Origin of the sequence: Undibacterium sp. Ji49W (genome assembly GCF_049340205.1) — a bacterium.
In the GTDB taxonomy this organism is placed as follows: domain Bacteria; phylum Pseudomonadota; class Gammaproteobacteria; order Burkholderiales; family Burkholderiaceae_D; genus Undibacterium.
Map to the genome: position 1 here is coordinate 201,769 of NZ_JBMPOW010000007.1, position 18,469 is coordinate 220,237.

Annotated in this window: 20 protein-coding genes; 9 read left to right on the plus strand and 11 right to left on the minus strand. The window is 49.7% G+C overall.

The features are described from left to right. Positions 1–65: 65 nt before the first annotated feature. Together ACO0LK_RS10845 and ACO0LK_RS10850 are read right to left on the minus strand one after the other, a co-directional pair. Complete coding sequence (locus tag ACO0LK_RS10845; protein WP_186948222.1) at positions 66–1,235, minus strand: vWA domain-containing protein; 1,170 nt, start codon at positions 1,233–1,235, stop codon at positions 66–68. A gap of 46 nt (positions 1,236–1,281) precedes the next feature. Next, complete coding sequence (locus ACO0LK_RS10850) at positions 1,282–1,875, minus strand: GNAT family N-acetyltransferase (protein ID WP_422974905.1); 594 nt, start codon at positions 1,873–1,875, stop codon at positions 1,282–1,284. Positions 1,876–2,176: 301 nt separating this feature from the next. On the opposite strand from ACO0LK_RS10850, the gene rpsT reads away from it, so the two are divergent. After that, positions 2,177–2,443, plus strand: coding sequence for a 30S ribosomal protein S20 (rpsT, locus tag ACO0LK_RS10855; RefSeq protein WP_186948220.1), 267 nt, complete (start codon positions 2,177–2,179; stop codon positions 2,441–2,443). A 243-nt stretch (positions 2,444–2,686) separates the two neighbouring features. On the opposite strand, the gene ACO0LK_RS10860 is transcribed toward rpsT, so the two are convergent. From ACO0LK_RS10860 to ACO0LK_RS10870, 3 genes are all read right to left on the minus strand, one after another. Then, the gene (locus tag ACO0LK_RS10860) at positions 2,687–2,890 is read right to left on the minus strand and encodes a hypothetical protein (protein ID WP_422974907.1); all 204 of its coding nucleotides are present in this window, start codon (positions 2,888–2,890) and stop codon (positions 2,687–2,689) included. 218 nt (positions 2,891–3,108) lie between these two features. Beyond that, a complete protein-coding gene (locus ACO0LK_RS10865; RefSeq protein ID WP_422974908.1) occupies positions 3,109–3,660 on the minus strand; it encodes a pseudouridine synthase in 552 nt (183 codons plus the stop codon). Between the two features lie 69 nt (positions 3,661–3,729). Beyond that, positions 3,730–4,713, minus strand: coding sequence for a DUF1028 domain-containing protein (locus tag ACO0LK_RS10870; RefSeq protein WP_422974910.1), 984 nt, complete (start codon positions 4,711–4,713; stop codon positions 3,730–3,732). 590 nt (positions 4,714–5,303) lie between these two features. Here ACO0LK_RS10870 and icd point away from each other — a divergent pair. From icd to ACO0LK_RS10885, 3 genes are all read left to right on the plus strand, one after another. Continuing rightward, positions 5,304–6,557 (plus strand): NADP-dependent isocitrate dehydrogenase, encoded by a 1,254-nt coding sequence (gene icd / locus ACO0LK_RS10875; RefSeq protein WP_186948217.1) that lies wholly within the window; start codon positions 5,304–5,306, stop codon positions 6,555–6,557. Positions 6,558–6,949: 392 nt separating this feature from the next. Beyond that, positions 6,950–7,960: an endonuclease/exonuclease/phosphatase family protein gene (locus ACO0LK_RS10880; protein ID WP_422974912.1), complete on the plus strand. Its 1,011-nt coding sequence runs from the start codon at positions 6,950–6,952 to the stop codon at positions 7,958–7,960. Between the two features lie 19 nt (positions 7,961–7,979). Beyond that, complete coding sequence (locus ACO0LK_RS10885) at positions 7,980–8,429, plus strand: hypothetical protein (protein ID WP_422974914.1); 450 nt, start codon at positions 7,980–7,982, stop codon at positions 8,427–8,429. 93 nt (positions 8,430–8,522) lie between these two features. On the opposite strand, the gene ACO0LK_RS10890 is transcribed toward ACO0LK_RS10885, so the two are convergent. From ACO0LK_RS10890 to ACO0LK_RS10900, 3 genes are all read right to left on the minus strand, one after another. Continuing rightward, the gene (locus tag ACO0LK_RS10890; RefSeq protein ID WP_422974916.1) at positions 8,523–9,203 is read right to left on the minus strand and encodes a response regulator transcription factor; all 681 of its coding nucleotides are present in this window, start codon (positions 9,201–9,203) and stop codon (positions 8,523–8,525) included. After that, a complete protein-coding gene (locus ACO0LK_RS10895) occupies positions 9,200–10,567 on the minus strand; it encodes a cache domain-containing protein (RefSeq protein ID WP_422974918.1) in 1,368 nt (455 codons plus the stop codon). Before ACO0LK_RS10895 ends, ACO0LK_RS10890 begins: the two co-directional genes overlap by 4 nt. A gap of 145 nt (positions 10,568–10,712) precedes the next feature. Beyond that, positions 10,713–10,916 (minus strand): cold-shock protein, encoded by a 204-nt coding sequence (locus ACO0LK_RS10900; protein ID WP_162021162.1) that lies wholly within the window; start codon positions 10,914–10,916, stop codon positions 10,713–10,715. A 397-nt stretch (positions 10,917–11,313) separates the two neighbouring features. Between ACO0LK_RS10900 and clpS the strand changes: the two genes are divergently transcribed. The 3 genes from clpS to ACO0LK_RS10915 all read left to right on the plus strand — a co-directional run bounded on the left by clpS (position 11,314) and on the right by ACO0LK_RS10915 (position 14,451). Beyond that, on the plus strand, positions 11,314–11,622 hold the full coding sequence (gene clpS, locus ACO0LK_RS10905; RefSeq protein WP_110257372.1) for an ATP-dependent Clp protease adapter ClpS: 309 nt from the start codon (positions 11,314–11,316) through the stop codon (positions 11,620–11,622). Continuing rightward, positions 11,619–13,919 carry an ATP-dependent Clp protease ATP-binding subunit ClpA gene (clpA, locus tag ACO0LK_RS10910; protein WP_422974920.1) on the plus strand — a complete coding sequence of 767 codons (2,301 nt, stop codon included), beginning with the start codon at positions 11,619–11,621 and terminating at the stop codon, positions 13,917–13,919. The genes clpS and clpA overlap by 4 nt, the downstream gene beginning before the upstream one ends. A gap of 253 nt (positions 13,920–14,172) precedes the next feature. Then, on the plus strand, positions 14,173–14,451 hold the full coding sequence (locus tag ACO0LK_RS10915; RefSeq protein ID WP_422974922.1) for a hypothetical protein: 279 nt from the start codon (positions 14,173–14,175) through the stop codon (positions 14,449–14,451). Positions 14,452–14,567: 116 nt separating this feature from the next. Here ACO0LK_RS10915 and ACO0LK_RS10920 read toward each other — a convergent pair whose 3' ends face one another. Together ACO0LK_RS10920 and ACO0LK_RS10925 are read right to left on the minus strand one after the other, a co-directional pair. Next, positions 14,568–14,972, minus strand: coding sequence for an OsmC family protein (locus ACO0LK_RS10920; protein WP_422974924.1), 405 nt, complete (start codon positions 14,970–14,972; stop codon positions 14,568–14,570). 29 nt (positions 14,973–15,001) lie between these two features. Next, on the minus strand, positions 15,002–15,868 hold the full coding sequence (locus ACO0LK_RS10925; RefSeq protein WP_422974926.1) for a pirin family protein: 867 nt from the start codon (positions 15,866–15,868) through the stop codon (positions 15,002–15,004). 441 nt (positions 15,869–16,309) lie between these two features. On the opposite strand from ACO0LK_RS10925, the gene ACO0LK_RS10930 reads away from it, so the two are divergent. Further along, positions 16,310–16,834, plus strand: a complete 525-nt coding sequence (locus tag ACO0LK_RS10930; protein ID WP_422974928.1) for an NADPH-dependent FMN reductase — start codon at positions 16,310–16,312, stop codon at positions 16,832–16,834. Positions 16,835–16,924: 90 nt separating this feature from the next. Continuing rightward, positions 16,925–17,404: a hypothetical protein gene (locus ACO0LK_RS10935; RefSeq protein WP_422974930.1), complete on the plus strand. Its 480-nt coding sequence runs from the start codon at positions 16,925–16,927 to the stop codon at positions 17,402–17,404. A 561-nt stretch (positions 17,405–17,965) separates the two neighbouring features. Here the strand turns inward: ACO0LK_RS10935 and dut are convergent. Then, on the minus strand, positions 17,966–18,415 hold the full coding sequence (gene dut / locus ACO0LK_RS10940) for a dUTP diphosphatase (protein WP_422974932.1): 450 nt from the start codon (positions 18,413–18,415) through the stop codon (positions 17,966–17,968). Between the last annotated feature and the right edge of the window lie 54 nt (positions 18,416–18,469).

Here is an 18,469-nt window from a genome sequence, read left to right on the forward strand (position 1 = left end):
ACGTCAAAAGCAACGTCATTACGACCGGAATTTATATTGCTTTGTTGTACCCCAGCACCGCAACCTCACTTACTCAACAACCTCATTCCCCGCTCCAGCCCCTCTATCGTCACGGGAAACATGCGGTTGCTCATGATCTGCTTGATGACAGAGATCGATTGCCGGTATTGCCACAGGCCTTCAGGTTCAGGATTGAGCCATATATATTTGGGGAAGGCGGATGTGAAGCGTTGTAGCCACGTGGCGCCGGCTTCTTCGTTGTTGTATTCGACGGAGCCGCCAGCCTGCAAGATTTCGTACGGGCTCATGGTGGCATCGCCGACGAAGATGACCTTGGTGTCAGGGGTGTATTTGCGCAAGATATCCCAGGTCGGGAATTTTTCTGCGTGACGGCGGCGGTTGTTTTTCCACAGGTAATCGTAGACGCAGTTGTGGAAATAAAAGAACTCCATGTTCTTGAATTCGGTCTTGGCAGCGGAGAATAATTCTTCAGTCTGGGCGATGTGGTCGTCCATGGTGCCACCTACGTCCAGCAGCATAAGCACTTTGATATTGTTCTTGCGTTCTGGCTGCATCTTGATATCAAGGTAGCCGGCGTTATTCGCGGTAGCCTTGATGGTGGCGTCCAGTGCCAACTCTTCTTCTGCACCCTGACGCGCGAATTTGCGCAGGCGGCGCAGGGCGACCTTGATGTTGCGGGTGCCGAGTTCACGTTCATCGTCATAATCGCGGAAAGAGCGCTCTTCCCATACCTTGACGGCGGTACGGCTGCCGCCTTTGCCGCCTATGCGTATGCCTTCGGGGTTGGTGCCACCATTGCCAAAGGCCGAGGTGCCGCCTGTGCCTATCCACTTGCTGCCACCTTCGTGACGTTCTTTTTGTTCTTTTAACAGTTCCTGCAATCTGTCCATCAGCTTGTCATAGCCAAATTTCTCGATGGCGGCTTTTTGCTCATCGGTCAATTCGCGTTCCATGCGCTTCGTCAGCCAGTCCAGCGGGATGTCGGGGCGCTTTTCAAAGATGGTGTCTATGCCTTTGAAATACAGGCCAAAGGCTTTATCGAACTTGTCATAATGCGCTTCATCCTTGACCATGATGGTGCGCGACAAAAAGTAAAAGTCGTCGAGCGACATGCTGACCAGGCCTTTTTCCATAGCCTCCAGCAGCATCAGAAATTCCTTGATGGATACCGGGATCTTGGCGTCTTTCAGGGTAAAGAAAAAATCGATCAGCACTTGTCAGTCTCCATAGGTACAGCGCTTGTACTTCGCTTCGTACGTACTACGCTTCATATTTGGTATGCATGTATTGCAAATTCTTTTTCACACCCGCCCATTCAGAATTCAGGATGCTGTATACCACCGTATCACGGATGCGGCCATCGGGCAAAATCATGTGATTGCGCAAGACAGCATCACGCTTGGCCCCAAGGCGTTCTATCGCGGCCTGCGAGCGGCGGTTGAACCAGTCAGTGCGGAATTCGACGGCAATACAGCCAAATTCTTCAAAGGCGTGGCCCAGTAACAGCAGCTTGCATTCGGTATTCACCGGGCTGCGCTGCACGCGCTGCGCATACCAAGTGTAGCCAATTTCCAAGCGTTTGTTATTGATGTCCATATTACAGTATCTGGTGGCACCGATAATCTGGCCGCTGATGTTTTCGCGCACGACAAAGGGCACGGCTTTTTGCTGTTGTTGCATCTCCAGTGCGATATTGAGCCAGTTCTGGGTATTCTCGGGCGACGGGACAGAGGTAAAAAACAGCTTCCATAATTCGCCGTCGGCAGCGGCGGCCTGGATGTCGGAGATATGATGCTGTTCCAGCGGCTCCAGCGTGACGTGTTTTCCGCGTAAGGTCAGGGGTGTGCAATTCATGAGCGGCTTTCGCATATAAAAAGGGTGGAACAGGCAAGTCGGCGGTAAAATAGGGACTTGACTGCTAGTTTTGCATCGTTTCACCTCTTGCGCATAGATACAGTCAGGCATTTATTGAGCATGACAGTTGCGTAAATCTTGCTTTATCGCGACAAATCGGCACGTCTGTTGCAAGATTCGACAGGAATGCTTGCTAACAAAAATAAATCCAGTTATACTGCAAAGCTGTATAGAATTTTTGCGACGTGGCATTTAATCAAATGTTTTGACCTCGTCGCTTTGACCACGTTTAGGAAATCTCATGGCAAATACCGCACAAGCACGCAAACGTGCTCGTCAAGCAGTTAAACTGAATGCACACAACTCCAGCCAGCGCTCCACGCTGCGCACAGCGATCAAAGCTGTTCGTAAAGCAATCGAAGCTGGTGACAAAGCTGCTGCAACTACAATTTTCCAAAGCTCCGTATCGGTTATCGACCGTATCGCTGACAAGAAAATCATTCACAAAAACAAGGCAGCTCGCCATAAGAGCCGTCTGGCATCTGCTTTGAAAGCACTGGCTGCTTAATTGTTAAGCCTGCTTGCAAAGTTTTCGCTTTGGTAGTGCATACTGCCAAGCGTAGCCTGAAGTGAAAAAAAACCGCAATATATTGCGGTTTTTTGCTTTTTTACTTTGCCCTTTTCGTCGTCGTTGTTCCAGGCATTGGCTCTTAAGCCGCATGTGTCTGCGCAATAGCCATTTTGCTTAAATCTGGGCGAAAAAAAGGCAGGGGATAAGCCTGCCTTGCTCTTACACCAAAAAGTGTAAAAATTACATAGATGCAGAAGCGGATGCAGATGCTGGTTTTGCTTTTTTATGTTTTTTCGCTTTTTTAGCTGGCTTGGATGCATCAGTAGATGCAGCCGCTGCGGCAGATGCTGCAGGAGCAGATGCTTTGGCTGAAGGAGCAGAAGCTTGGGCGAAAGCGGCAGAAGCAAACAGACCTGCGACCAGAGCGGCGATCAATTTTTTCATTTTATGTCCTTCATCAAGAGTTGGTTACAGTAGTAAATGATCAGTGATTCAATTGAATCAAGGTAAATAACGCGACCAGTTGCCCGGGCGTTGACAGGAATTCTAATTAATTTATACGTTTTCGGGAACTTTTTCTGAAATTCCGTGCAAGTTTTATTGAAAGATTAACTTTTTGAGTTTATTTTTAAAACTTATTTGCTAAAACTTCTTTGTTAAACTCATTTGCCAAGACTAACTTCTTGCCATTCGCCTGGTAATAAAGGGTGGGTTTCCAGTGAATAACCACCGATGCTGCTTCTGACCAGGCGCAGGGTAGGCAGGCCGACTGCCGCCGTCATACGCCTTACCTGGCGATTTTTCCCCTCTGATAAAGTCATGCTTAACCAACTGGTCGGGATGCTGGCCCGGTCACGTACCGGCGGCGTGCGCGGCCATAACCATTCAGGCGGATGGATGTGCTTGACGATGCAGGGTTGGGTTACAAAATCACCCAGGTCCAGCGGCTGACGCAGTTTTTCCAGCGCTGTTTTGTCTGGTGTGCCTTCCACCTGTACCAGATAGGTCTTGGCTTGTTTGTGATCAGGGTGGCTGATGCGGTTTTGCAGTTGACCATCATCAGTCAGTAGCAGCAGTCCTTCACTATCGGCATCCAGCCTGCCAGCCGGATAGATATGCGGAATCCTGACGTAATCAGCCAGAGTAGGGCGGGTGGGATGTGCAGAGAACTGGCACATCACATTAAAGGGTTTATTGAGCAAAATCAGTTTCATGGGGCATTATGGTAACCGTAAAATGCCCGCAGCAAAACTGTAAACCTGGTTCTGCCCATTAGGGCGGAATCAGTTATTCCATGATTTGAACAGCGTATTGGTGTGCAGGGGCTGGTAGATAATGTCCCGTATTTCCATGCGTCCCCAGACAGGATTAATCGCAAGAAAGACGCTGAGGTAATCCAGCGCACGGTCCTTGTCTCCCATCGCCATTGCCAGGCGTGCTGCCCTTCGCCAGATACGATCCCAGCCGTGACTTCGGTGCAATGCTTCCGAAATCGAGGTATGGGCATCATTGATGGCGCCATTTTTGACTTGGCGTTCTGCACGCAGGATGGCTTGCAGGGCGTAATGTTGCTCTAACAAACGCCGCAGATCCCTGACCGGTTCTGCGGCACTATCAATGCGCAGGTCAATGTCTTGCCAGGCTCCCTCGGGTGTTTTCAGTAGTAATGCTGCCGACAGCTTGCCGGTGGTTTGACCGCCTGCCATCTCCCCGGCTTCCAGGCTGGCCATTAAGCGCTCAGCCAGCGTACCAGTGGAAGACAGGAAGACGCGCTTCATGCTGGACACCACCAGTTCGCTAGCGAGACCATTGCCCTGAATCGAAAAACCATCGCCGTGCTCTGCACCTGCCCATACAGAACTTAAGGCTTCAGCCCCGGTATAAGTTGCCGAGTGACCTCTGGCATCGACCATGCCGATTTGTCGCGCCGTGATTCCAGAATTGTCGAAATTATTATCTCCATCAAGCAGAACCCTGATTGCGGCATCCGGTGACTGTCCGGATGCCAGCAACGCCAGTCCCTTGGGGCCATAGGTGGGATTGGTCTCGAATTGGGAAACCAGTGCACCTACATTTGCCTGCGCATACGGAACGCTGGCCCCAACGGCAAGATTATTGGTGGCTACCGCGGCCCCACAATTGCCATTCCGGTCACAGGCAACGATAGAAAAGGTGGCAGATGCGACAGATGGCGTAGCCAGCAAAGCGATGGCGGATAGCTGCCATACATAGGTGACAAGCCTGGCTTTGGCTAGCGTGAAGCGCATGGATATACTCCTTGGTTAAGGTTTGTTGGGGCAGGTGGCATGTCGTATTTCTATTTTTGCAACTTGACTCTCGCTTCTGAGCATTGGTAAGCGATAAAGTTCAGATATTTACTGATCTGCATGAAAGGTCAGGCCAAAATTCCAGATTTTTGCTTTAAAAATAACATTTAATTGAAAGGTTGATACCGCTAAAAATATCCGTGATTACCTTGCCCTGACTGCTACTGAACTTTATGATAAGAGAGGCACAGCGCAGCTACCGATAAATTTATGCTTTATCGAAGCGATTTATTGAAGTCAAGCAAACCTTCAGGCCGTGCAACGACTATCATGAAGGTTGCCGGAGGCAGGCTTGCAGCATCAATCCGGCATGCCCTGATGCCAGCAAAGCTGACAAACTGATGGCATACAGTAAAATAGTAGTGCATAATACGAAATGATGGTCTTGTGTCTTATAGAAGAGTTAATGCAAAAGTCATGCTGCCCTGATCTACCTGATCAGACAAATTGACGGCTGGCAATATATCGGCATACAAGACAAATGAAGAGAAAAGCGCGACCCGCTTGATCGCCCAACTACGGAGAAAACGATGTATCAACATATTCAAGTACCTGCTGAAGGTAAACAAATTACCGTCAATGCTGATTTTTCGCTGAATGTTCCTGACAATCCTATCATCCCATTCATCGAAGGCGATGGCACTGGTGTTGATATCAGCCCGGTCATGATCAAGGTCGTTGACGCGGCCGTAGCGAAAGCCTATGGCGGCAAGCGCAAAATCAGCTGGATGGAAATTTATGCTGGTGAAAAATCCACTAAAGTCTATGGTCCTGATGTCTGGTTGCCAGAAGAAACACTGAAAGTCTTGAAAGACTACGTTGTTTCCATCAAAGGCCCACTGACTACGCCAGTTGGCGGCGGCATCCGTTCCCTGAACGTGGCCCTGCGCCAAGAGCTGGACCTGTACGTCTGCCTGCGCCCAGTGCGTTATTTCAAAGGCGTGCCATCCCCAGTGCGTGAGCCAGAAAAAACAGACATGGTCATCTTCCGTGAAAATTCTGAAGATATCTATGCCGGTATTGAATTCGCCGAAGGTTCTGATCAGGTTAAAAAACTGATCAAGTTCCTGACCGAAGAAATGGGCGTCAAGAAAATCCGTTTCCCTGAAACTTCCGGTATCGGCGTCAAGCCAGTATCCCGCGAAGGTACAGAACGTCTGGTACGCAAAGCGATTCAGTACGCAATCGACAATGACAAGCCATCTGTGACTATCGTCCACAAAGGCAACATCATGAAGTACACCGAAGGTGGCTTCCGTGACTGGGCGTATGCTTTGGCACAAAAAGAATTCGGCGCAGAACTGATCGACGGCGGCCCATGGTGCAAATTCAAGAATCCAAAAACAGGTAAAGAAATCACTGTCAAGGATTCCATCGCTGATGCATTCTTGCAGCAAATCCTGTTGCGTCCGGCAGAATACAGCGTGATCGCTACACTGAACCTGAACGGCGACTATATCTCTGACGCGCTGGCAGCTCAGGTTGGTGGTATTGGTATTGCTCCAGGTGCCAACCTGTCTGACTCTATCGCCATGTTTGAAGCAACCCACGGTACAGCACCTAAGTATGCCGGTAAAGATTATGTGAACCCAGGTTCCCTGATCTTGTCCGCAGAAATGATGTTGCGTCACATGGGCTGGCTGGAAGCGGCTGACCTGTTGATCAGCTCGACAGAAAAAGCCATCACTGCCAAGAAAGTCACTTACGATTTCGCCCGTCTGATGGAAGGCGCTACCCAAGTGTCTTGCTCCGGTTTCGGAGATGTCATGATCGAAAACATGTAAATTCCCATACTGTGATACGGCTTGCAGCAAGTCGTATCACTGGCAAGGAAAGCATAAAAAAGCCCTCTGTCTTTATGACAGGGGGCTTTTTTGTGGTTGGATACTTATGCGGCCTAAAAATAACTCGACCCGTGGTGAGGTTGCGCTATCTGTGGCCATCCCATGTTGAAGTTGATTGAGACATCCATGTTCAAAAAGGCAAATTAGTTACGGCAATTTCCGCACTTTTTCTAATTCTGCTGTCGCTAAGGGTTTTTTCAGCATTTTAAATTATTTGTGTTTTTGTTGATTAATATATAATTGATCTGAGAGCTAATGGCGGATCAAAGTCGGGCCCTTAATTGCTCAGACTCGTTTGATAGATGGTTAACGCACGAAAATATCAAAATCCCATGAATTTGATGGAAAAAAAATCGCTTAAGATAGTTTGGTGGAATGTTAATAATTTCTATCATTTTGATGCAGATAAGGCAGAGAAAATTGGTTCGTCGAGATGGCCTAAATCTAGAGATGAATATGACAGAAAGTGTCATTTGGTGGATAAAGCATTTGGTGAGATGTTTGATCTTGTTGGACCAATTGATATGCTTTGTTTGTGCGAGATAAGCAAAAAAGCTGCAGAGCAACTTCGCGATAGAATATTACCAAATTTTAGAGTTGTATCTTTGGATGTTAAAGAGGACGATCCGACTTTGCAGGTAGCTATATTATTTGCGCCCGATAGCGATGTTTCGAAATATGTTGAGCGCCCACCGATAATCGTGCCATCGATGCCAAGAGGAACGAGACCGATGGCTGTAATTGAAATACAAGTTCTTAAACATAAAATTAGATTAATCGCTTGTCACTGGCAGGCTAGGATAGATGAAGAAAAGTCCGAAGTTTTTCGATCAAGGAGTGCTGATTTTCTAGGGATGCATAGTTACGACTTTATTCAAGAGGATCCGTCCTTAAATCACATAGTAATTTTAGGTGATTTAAATGAAGAGCCATTTGAGAAAAATCTCCAGATTCTAAATGCGCATCGCCATAGAAATCGTTCGCTGAAAAAAAGTCATTGGGCTGACCATGACGTAAAGAGAGTGCACCTATATAACACCTCGTGGCGCCAGCTTGGTGAAAAGCATCCCTACCCATCTGAAGTGGGTTCTTTGGCAAACATGCAGGATTGTGCCGGAACTTATTATTGGGAGGATAAACAATCTTGGCATCACTTTGATCAACTAATCGTAAGTGGTGGCCTATTAACGGAAGAAAGTCCATTTATAGATGAAAATGAAATTTCCATTATTTCACTACCATCTCTCTTAACGGATGGATTGCCATTGAAATTTTCACATAGGGGATCTGAATATCGTGGACTGTCCGATCACCTTCCACTATTTGCAAAAATATCAATTTGATTAGAGGAGTTTGAACATCATGGTAGATTTTAACGCGTTGCTAAAGAAAACACTTTCAATAGTGAGTGAAGGGTATGAAAGAGCATTTAACGATTTAGAAACAGTCGTTGATAAGCTCTCGACAGCTATAAAAGAAAATGCTGGCGGTGATTTTGCTTTAGCAATGTCTACTGCACGCAGTGATGTAAAAGGAACTATTTTTCGAATTTATTTCGATACCAACGTTGATGACCCTGAAGCGGACGTAATTACGATTGTCCACATCATGATACCTTCAATTGGTTATCCAATATATCCGGGGGTTTACAACTATAAATCTGATGCTTTTAATTACGAAGGCAAGATTGATGATTTTGAGGAATTGGAGCAATACTTCAAGGGCTTCCTCGAGTCACCTGAATCTACTTTTATTCAAGCATTAGGATTCGCTATAAGAAACTTGACTGGCAAGGACGATATACCTTTTTGAAAATGATCGATATTCAAATTTCTAGTTTCGCGCTAAAAATATTCCAGTGGTAACGTGTTTGATTGACCGGGGATACCTGGGGCGGCGTGTGACTTAAGCAATCACATTATTCAACGCATACCGTATCAAATCCGCCTGCCCCTCGATATTGAGTTTGCGTTTGATATTGAGCCTGTGGGTTTCCACGGTTCTGACACTCAGGCCCAGTTCGTTGGCGATGTGTTTGTTGGATTTGCCGGTGGCGATGCTTTTCAGGATGCCCTGTTCGCGCTGGGTCAGTACCTGGCTGTTGTCAGGTGTGCCGTTTTGTTTTTTCAGACCAGAGCTGAAATACATGCCGCCAGCGATGACGGTGTCGATGGCTTCGATGATTTCGACTGCCGGGGCATCTTTCAGCACATAGGCGCGGGCACCGGCCTGCATGGACTGGTTCACATATTCTGCTTTTTCATGCATGGACAGCATGATGACAGCAATGTCCGGGTAGTCTGCCGTGAAGCGGGCTGTCAGGCTGATACCATTGCCGGCACCCAGGTTGATATCCATCAGCACCAGGTTGATCCTGGTGGAGGCAGCAATGGCCAGCGCTTCTTCGGCGCTGCCAGCTTCGCCGGCGACGTGGATGCTGGCGATGGTTTCCAGCCGGGCGCGCAGGCCATCCCGGACCAGTGGATGGTCATCTACCAGCAACAGATGGACCTGGGGTGGCTGTTCATGTGCGCTGTCTGGTTCGGCCTCTGTCAGCAATGGCAGGACCGTTTGTTGGTCGGTCATGTGTCTTCTCCGTTCGGAATGCGGGCAACGACGGTGGTGCCGTCAATATTGGATTGTAATTCCAGACTGCCGTTGATGGCAGCCAGGCGTTCGCGCATATTGCTCAGGCCTATGCCGCGATGGGGGTGATTGGCCACCCCCTTGATGTCAAAGCCGCTGCCGTCATCAGTAATGATGAGGCAGATGCTGCTGCCTTCGCAATTGAGCTGCATGTGCACATGGCTGACTTTTTCGGCATGTTTGTGGATATTTGTCAGCGCTTCCTGCGCCACCCGGAACAGCACGGTGTTGCTGATTTCACTCAAGGTGTGGAAATCGCCTTCGGCATGAAAGCTGACCGGCAGGGAGGTGGCGCTTTCAAATTCCTCTGCCAGATGGCCAAAAGCGGCCACCACGCCCAAATCGTCGAGCAGGGCAGGGCGCAGGTTATGGGAAATGCGTCGCACCTCGCTGAGGGCCTTGTTGAGCTGGTCAGTGGCGCGGGCGAATGATATCTTGGCGGCATCCGGGTTGCCATTGTTCTGGCCCAGCTTGACCAGGCCGGATTCTATCTGCAGCTTGATGGATACCAGCAACTGGCTGAGGCCGTCATGCAGGTCACGCGACAGACGGGCGCGTTCATCTTCCTGCGAGCTGACCACGCTTTGCGCCAGCACCTTGAGCTTGGCTTCGGCCAGCCGCGATTCACTGATATTCAGTGCCAGACCAGACAAAGCAATCAGCAGGGCGCTGATGAGGGCGATGCCGGCGATCCATGACATGGTGCTTTGTATGTTTTTCGCCACTTGTATATCAATTTTATTGAGGGCATTGTCCACGTCATCCAGATAAATGCCGGTACCCAGCATCCAGCCCCATTGATCCAGCATGACCACATAGCCGAGCTTGGGCATGACCTTGTGAATGGACGGTTTTTCCCACATGTAGCGGATGGCCCCACCGCCGGCTTTGGCCTTGTTGATCAGATCCCGGATGGTGAAATTGCCTTGCGGGTCGGTCATGCCCCATAAATTCTTGCCAACCAGGTCGGACTGGCGCGGATGCATGAGATTATTCCCCTGCATGTCGTAGATGTAAAAATAGCCATCGTCACCAAAATCCAGCGCGGCCAGAATTTTCTTGGCTTCTTCGCGGGTAGCAGGGCTTTGTTGTTTGCTGTTGTAGAGATGGGAAATGGCGGCGGTGCCAAGGGTGACATAATGTTTGAGCTCGGCTTCCTTGCTGGCCAGGTAAGCTTGTTCGACGGTGTTTCTTTGCTGCTTGGCGAGAAAAGTAGCCTGATAAAACACGGCTAACGCAATCCCTGCAAAGGACAGCAGGAAAGGCGCAACCGCCAGCAGGATGATTTTATACCTGAGTTTCATGAAGCAATTCGGGTTCTGCTCACAGCGATGATCAAAAAGAGCTCTACTGTAGCCTTGAACCGGATTTAAGGCAAAATGGAAATAATTGGGGTACAGATAAAAAAAACCCCGCCAAAGCGGGGTTTTTCATAAAACCAGAATCGTATTAAGGATTTTGGATGTTGGAAGCTTGCTTGCCTTTAGGGCCTTGCGTGACTTCGAACGTTACTTTTTGACCTTCTTTCAGGGTCTTAAAGCCGTTCATCTGGATTGCGGAAAAGTGGGCGAACAAATCCTCACCGCCGTCATCCGGAGTGATAAAGCCGAAACCTTTGGAATCATTGAACCACTTGACGGTACCTGTTGCCATAATGCATCTTTCAAATAGAAACTAATCACACGAGCCGTAAAAGCAAGAAACCTAGCACTATGCTACCTCCCCCTTGACCTGCTCACTTCATATTGACGATTTAATACTTATCTTGTCAATAAATATCATTCTTGGCGGAAAAAAAGCTAAAGTCAAGAAACTTTTGGTTACAAATGCCTTGGGGATGCAGTACTGTTGTATTTTTACTTAATGACAAGAATTTCCCGTAAATTAAACGGAAATAAATAGATTTTTAAAAGAAACTTGATCTATGGGAATTAATCACCATCTGCGAGAAAAGCGGAAAGCGCGTAACATTTGATCAGGGCGAGAACTAAGCCGTTTTTATTCGCTTATTATTTGTCTCTGGAATGAATCAACGTACTAGAATATACGTATGGGAAACAAGCAAGAAAACGGTACGATACTGGAACGTCAGGCTCAGAAGCTAAAGCCGCCTTCCATGTACCAGGTGATTTTACTCAACGATGACTACACTCCTATGGAATTTGTGGTGGCCATCGTGCAGGAATATTTTAACAAGGATCGTGAGACTGCTATGCAGATCATGCTCAAGGTGCACAGGGATGGCAAAGGGATATGTGGCGTTTATTCCAAGGATATTGCGCTGACCAAAGTGGAACTCGTTTTAACGCACGCTCGTAAGGCAGGACACCCCCTGCAATGTGTGATGGAGGAAGTATGATTGCGCAAGAACTGGAAGTTAGTCTGCATATGGCCTTTGTCGAGGCCCGGCAGGCTCGTTATGAATTCATCACGGTTGAGCATTTATTGCTGGCCTTGCTGGACAACCCTTCCGCGGCGGAAGTCTTGAGGGCTTGCGCTGTCAATATTGACGATTTGCGCAAAACCCTGGGTAATTTTATTACCGACAATACACCTACCGTACCAGGTACCAGTGAAGTCGATACCCAGCCAACGCTGGGTTTCCAGCGCGTGATTCAGCGGGCCATTATGCATGTGCAGTCGGCATCGAATGGCAAGAAAGAGGTCACCGGTGCCAATGTGCTGGTTGCCATCTTTGGCGAAAAAGATTCCCATGCTGTGTATTATTTACATCAGCAGGGCGTGACACGTCTGGACGTCGTGAACTTTATCTCGCACGGCGTGCGCAAGGACAGTCACAACGAACCGGCCAAGGCACCAGAGGGCAATGAAGAAAACGCTGCCGAGGCCCAGGTCAAGGAAAATCCTCTCGACCAGTTCACGCAGAACCTGAACAAGGCTGCTGCCGAAGGCAAGATCGATCCTTTGATTGGCCGTGACAGTGAAGTCGAGCGTGTGATCCAGATCCTGTGCCGTCGCCGCAAAAACAACCCGCTGCTGGTGGGTGAGGCCGGTGTTGGCAAAACTGCCATCGCCGAGGGCCTGGCATGGCGCATCACCCAAAGTGATGTCCCTGATATTTTGAGCAATGCAGTCGTCTATTCGCTGGACATGGGTGCTTTGCTGGCCGGTACCAAATACCGTGGCGATTTCGAGCTGCGCCTTAAAGGTGTGCTGAAACAGTTAAAAGACACGCCCAACGGCATCCTGTTCATTGATGAAATCCATACCATCATCGGTGCCGGTTCGGCATCGGGTGGTACGCTGGATGCATCCAATCTGTTGAAACCGGCGCTGTCCAGCGGCCAGTTGAAATGCATTGGTGCCACAACTTATACAGAATACCGTGGTGTGTTTGAAAAAGACCATGCCCTGGCACGTCGTTTCCAGAAAATTGATGTCAATGAACCAACTGTGGAACAAACCGTGCAGATTTTGCGTGGCTTGAAATCCAAGTTTGAAGAACACCACAACGTCAAGTATTCTGCATCGGCGCTGGCGACAGCGGCTGAACTGTCTGCCCGTTTCATCAACGACCGTCATTTGCCTGACAAGGCTATTGACGTAATCGATGAAGCTGGTGCAGCGCAACGCATTTTGCCCAAGTCCAAGCAAAAGAAAACCATAGGCAAGGCTGATATCGAAGACATCATCTCGAAAATCGCCCGTATTCCGCCACAGACCGTCAATCAGGACGACCGCAGCAAGCTGCGTACCATAGAACGCGACCTGAAAAACGTGGTCTTTGGTCAGGAACCTGCGATTGAAGCGCTGTCATCTGCCATCAAGATGGCACGTGCTGGCCTGGGCAAGACAGACAAGCCTATCGGTTCTTTCTTGTTCTCCGGTCCTACCGGTGTCGGCAAGACCGAGGTGGCCAAGCAACTGGCGTTCACCCTGGGTATAGAACTGATACGCTTCGACATGTCGGAATACATGGAGCGCCATGCCGTCAGCCGCCTGATCGGTGCGCCACCGGGCTATGTCGGTTTTGATCAGGGCGGTTTGCTGACTGAAGCCATCACCAAAAAACCACATGCCGTGCTGTTGCTGGATGAAATTGAAAAGGCCCATCCGGATGTGTTCAACATCCTGTTGCAGGTCATGGACCATGGCACGTTAACGGATAACAACGGTCGCAAGGCTGATTTCCGTAATGTGATCATCATCATGACCACCAATGCCGGTGCTGAAAGTTTGCAGAAACGTTCTATCGGTTTCAATGACAGCAAAGAAGCCGGTGATGAAATGGCGGATATCAAGCGTATGTTCACGCCTGAGTTCCGCAACCGTCTGGATGCCATTATCAGCTTCCGTTCGCTGGATGAAGAAATCATCCTGCGTGTGGTCGACAAGTTCCTCATGCAGCTCGAAGAGCAATTGCATGAGAAAAAAGTCGAAGCCACATTTACCGAGAATTTGCGTAAATTCTTGGGCAAAAAAGGTTTTGATCCGCTCATGGGTGCCCGCCCTATGGCACGTTTGATACAGGATATGATACGCAAAGCCTTGGCGGATGAGCTTTTGTTCGGTAAGCTAGTGACTGGTGGTCGTGTGATTGTCGACCTGGATGACAAAGACCAGGTCAAACTGGAATTTTCTGAAGGTGATGCAACGCCACCAGAAACATCACAAGAGGTGGTTGAAGTCGAATAAACTGCCTGTGTGCCCCGTACTTGCTCAGCTGTACGGGGCCTTTTCAGGAAGCTGTTTACGATCTGTAGCGAGCGTTAGCGGGAGTCAGGGTAATATAAAGCGCAGCGCAAAAAGCGGAATGTACTCTGGTACATGAGCATTTTGAGCAGCGCATGAACCCCGCGTTTCCCCCGATTGCGCTCGCGCAGTAAGATCGTAAGCAGGTTCCAACAACAATGAGCAACGGTTGCATGCCTATGCAGAGGAGACAAGTATGGCTGGTTTCACACTTCCCACCTACGTACTGGAATATACAACCAAGACTATCGATGCCGTCTTGTCACAGGCGGCACTTGAAGGTAATGAAGTTGAGATCGATGTGTATGAGCGCAGCGACGTCAACAAAAAACATACAGCTTCCGGCAAGCGTTTGAAAGATGACAACGATATGTTTCGTGTGTCGGTGACAACGCCGGCTGGCTCGCATAGCGATGACTGGAATTACACCATCCTGCGGGAATCAGCAGGACGCAGCCGCAAGATGAAAAAATAAGTGAAGAAATAAGTGAAAAAGTAAGTGAAGAAATAAGCAAAGCAAAAAGCCCGGATACTGTCCGGGCTTTTTGCTTGGTGGCTGACTTTGCCTGAATTTGCCTGCGCTTGCAGTTACTAACCCGCGCTAGTGATGATCGTCGGTGAGCTGGTAATGGTCTTGTGTACCGGGCATTTGCCTGCGATGGCAATCAGGCGGGTGCGCTGTTCTTCTGTCAATTCTGCGCCATGCAGGATGACTTCTTTCGTGAATATATCCTGCACGCCCTCCTTGTGGTGGGTCAGATTGACTTCCACCTTGTCCAGCGGCCATGCATGTTGACGGGCATACCAGCGTACGGTCATGGCGGTGCATTCACCCAGTGCCGCCGTCAGCAGATCATACGGGGCAGGGCCCAGGTTGCCACCCTCCACGTCCAGCGGTTCGTCACCTTTGATGTGATGGCCTGATACGGCGATATCGACAGCAAAATTGCTTTCGCCCGTTTCGATGACGTGGGCAGAGATGGTTTTGTCGCTCATGGTCTTGTTCCTGTGTTGATTGATGGCGGTTATTCAGGGAGAGGGATGAATTCATCATCACCCGGCACTTTGCCAAGGAGGCCGGCTTTCCAGTCGTTCTTGGCTTGCTCTATGCGCGCTTCAGAGGTGGAGACAAAATTCCAGAAGATATAACGTTGCTCAGGCAGCGTAGCGCCACCCAGCAAGACCAGATGGGCATCGCTGGTGGCGGTGATGGTCACTTCGGCACCTTCTTCAAACACTGGCATGCTCAGTTCTTGTATGGTTTCATCACCGATACGCAATTCTCCGGAAACCAGGTAGAGGGCGCGTTCGGCATACTCGGCAGGCACCTGCAACTGGCTACCGGCGGGCATTTTTGCTTCGACATAAAACAGCGGACTGAATATTTTGACTGGTGCCGTATGGCCATAGGCAGAACCGGCGATCAGTTTCAGTGCCACCTGGCCAATGTTAAATGCGGGCAAGCTGTCTGCTGCATGGTGATGAAATTCTGGCTCTACTTCTTCAAATTCTTTAGGCAGGGCGACCCAGCTCTGCAAACCGTGCAGGGTACGCGTTTGCAGGCGCTGTTCCGGACTGCTGCGCTCGGAATGCACGATACCGCGCCCGGCCGTCATCCAGTTGACGGCACCGGCCAGTATCTCCTGTTCCGATCCCAGGCTGTCACGGTGGTACATATTGCCTTCAAACAGATAGGTGACCGTCGCCAGGCCTATATGCGGATGCGGGCGCACGTCCATGCCACGCCCGGCTTCAAACTCTGCTGGTCCCATATGGTCGAGAAAGATAAATGGGCCCACCATATGCCGTTTGGCAAATGGCAGGATGCGGCCAACTGTAAAGCCGCCAAGATCCTTGACGCGTGGGCTGATGATCAAGCTGATGACACTCATATGCATGGTCCTTTCCGGGGTGGTCTGATGTCGTTGCTCGGATCTATTCCTGACTGGCACAGACATTAAAATGGTGTTGTAATTGACATGGATTGTAATTCCAAAGCGTACATCCTGCATTGCTTCGCAAAACACAGCGGGAATAGGATGATTTTTTGAGATATTTTCCTATGCATCTGCGCAGGCATCCACACATGTTCTTCAACCGGGGCGATCCTTTGTAGGATAATTATGATATCCCGTCGGACGTTGAGGCACGAACTATACTTCTATCATTAGTAGGACTTACGCAAAACGGCCCTAGCTGCGTTGCAGCTCCTCTCCTGGGAGCTGCGTACTAAAAGTACTGTCTTCGTCGCTACGCCTTGCTGGGACCGTTTTGCGTAAGTTCTAATTAGTAGAGTGCCACTCCCAATATTTTTCACATTACCCAAAAACACCATGAAACTACTCGCCTTCGCTGCCAGCAGCAGTAAAAAATCCGTCAACAAGCAACTGGTCACCTATGCCGCCCACCTGGTTGCCGGTGCCGATGTAGAAGTGCTGGACTTGAATGATTATGAATTACCACTCTTCAGCGTCGACAAGGAAGCCGATCTCGGCAAACCTGCACTGGCCCTGGCTTTTCTGGACAAGATCGCCAGCAGTGACGCCATTCTGATTTCCTTCGCCGAGCATAACGGTTCGTACAGCGCTGCCTATAAAAACCTGTTCGACTGGTGTTCCCGTGCCAATGGCAAGGTCTTCCAGGGCAAGCCCATGGTCATGCTTTCCACATCCCCCGGCGCCCGCGGCGGTGCCAGCGTACTGGCATCAGCCACGACCTCCGCACCGTTCTTTGGTGGACAGTTGAAGGCCAGCCTTTCTGTGCCGACGTTTTACGAGAATTTTGATGTGGAGAAGCAGGAATTGAAGAATGAAGAGTTGAAGGGGAAATTGCTGGCGGCGTTGGCGACGCTGGCTTGAGAGGAGGCGGCTTATCGATAAGCGGTAATCGTCGTATCGTCGCTCCAGCGAAAGCTGGAGGCCACCGGACGAGGTCTAAAGTGGCGTTTGTTGTCTACCGGCCCAATTGAAATTCCCTCCCCCTCAAGGGGAGGGTTAGAGTGGGGATGGGTATCTTTCGATAAGCGGCAATCGAAATATCGTCGCTCCAGCGAAGGCTGGAGCCTAGTGACGTTGCTTGTGTGCCGTACTTTGATTAAAAGATTGCTCTTCGTGGATACAAGCCGGGTCTCGGCCCGGCGGCCGAAATACTTTCTTTGCTTCGCCAAAGAACGTATTCAAAGAAAGGCGACCGCAGACTCGCTCCCTGCGGGAGTGCCCATTTATGTAGCGCAAAAAATGGGAAGGTCCGCAACTCGCTTCGCTCAGACATCGGACCTTCTTTTTCCATTTTCTGCACTACACAAATGGCTTCGTCCCAAGCGGATGAAGGTCAACGGCAAGGTCAAAAACAACAGCAACAGCAACAGCAACAGCAACAGCAACAGCAACAGCAACAGCAACAGCAACCCCCACACCATCGTTAATTGACAGCATTCAAATAAATATGAATGAGGTTGTGTTGACGTTGGTTTTGGCTTTGTTGTTGTTCTTGATTTTGCCGTTGTAGTTGCTTTTGACTTTAATCCGCTTGGGACGATGTAATTTGTGCTTCACAGAAAATGGAAAAAGAAGATCTGATGTTTGAGCGTAGCGAGTTGCGGATCTTCCCATTTTTTGTGATGCACAAATTATGCTGAAGCGTAGCGTAAGCACCCGTAGGGCGAGTCTGCGGTCGCCTTTCTTTGATTCCGTTCTTTGGCGAAGCAAAGAAAGGAATTCGGCCGCCGGGCCGAGACCCGGCTTGTGTCCACGAGGGGCAATCGCTTTACACACAACATAAGTATGCAACAAACGCCACTAGGCTCCAGCCTACGCTGGAGCGACGATATTATGATTGCCGTACATCGGGAGAACCCCATCCTCATCCCTGCCTTCTCCTTGAAGGAGAAGGGGTAAAAACAGCCTGGCTTGCTTACCGTGGCGCTTGCAAACCGTAGCAAAAAGCATGCATTACAAAAGTCCGGCACAGGCCGGACTCAATAGCCATCCTCAATGCTTACCCGTACTCCCAAACCCACCCTCACCACGCTCACTCTGACCAAATTCATCAACGATATTAAAACCCACCTGCAACACCGGTACGATGATCAGTTGGGCCAGTCTTTCCATGGGTTGCAGTGTGAATTCTGACTGGCCGCGGTTCCAGGTGGATACCATCAACTGGCCCTGGTAGTCGGAATCGATCAGGCCGACCAGGTTGCCCAGTACGATGCCGTTTTTGTGGCCCATGCCGCTGCGTGGCAAGATCATGGCGGCGTAGCCAGGGTCTGCGATGTGGATGGCCAGGCCTGTCGGGATCAACACCGTCTGGCCTGGCTGTATGGTGATGGCGGCGTCGATGCAGGCGCGCAGGTCAAGACCGGCGCTGCCGGGGGTGCCGTAGGTGGGCAGCAGGTCTTTCATGCGGCTGTCGAGGATTTTCAGGTCTATGTTTTTCATGGTATTGAGCAAAAATAATGCCCAAAGGGCATAGGCCCTTCGGGCATGAATGGA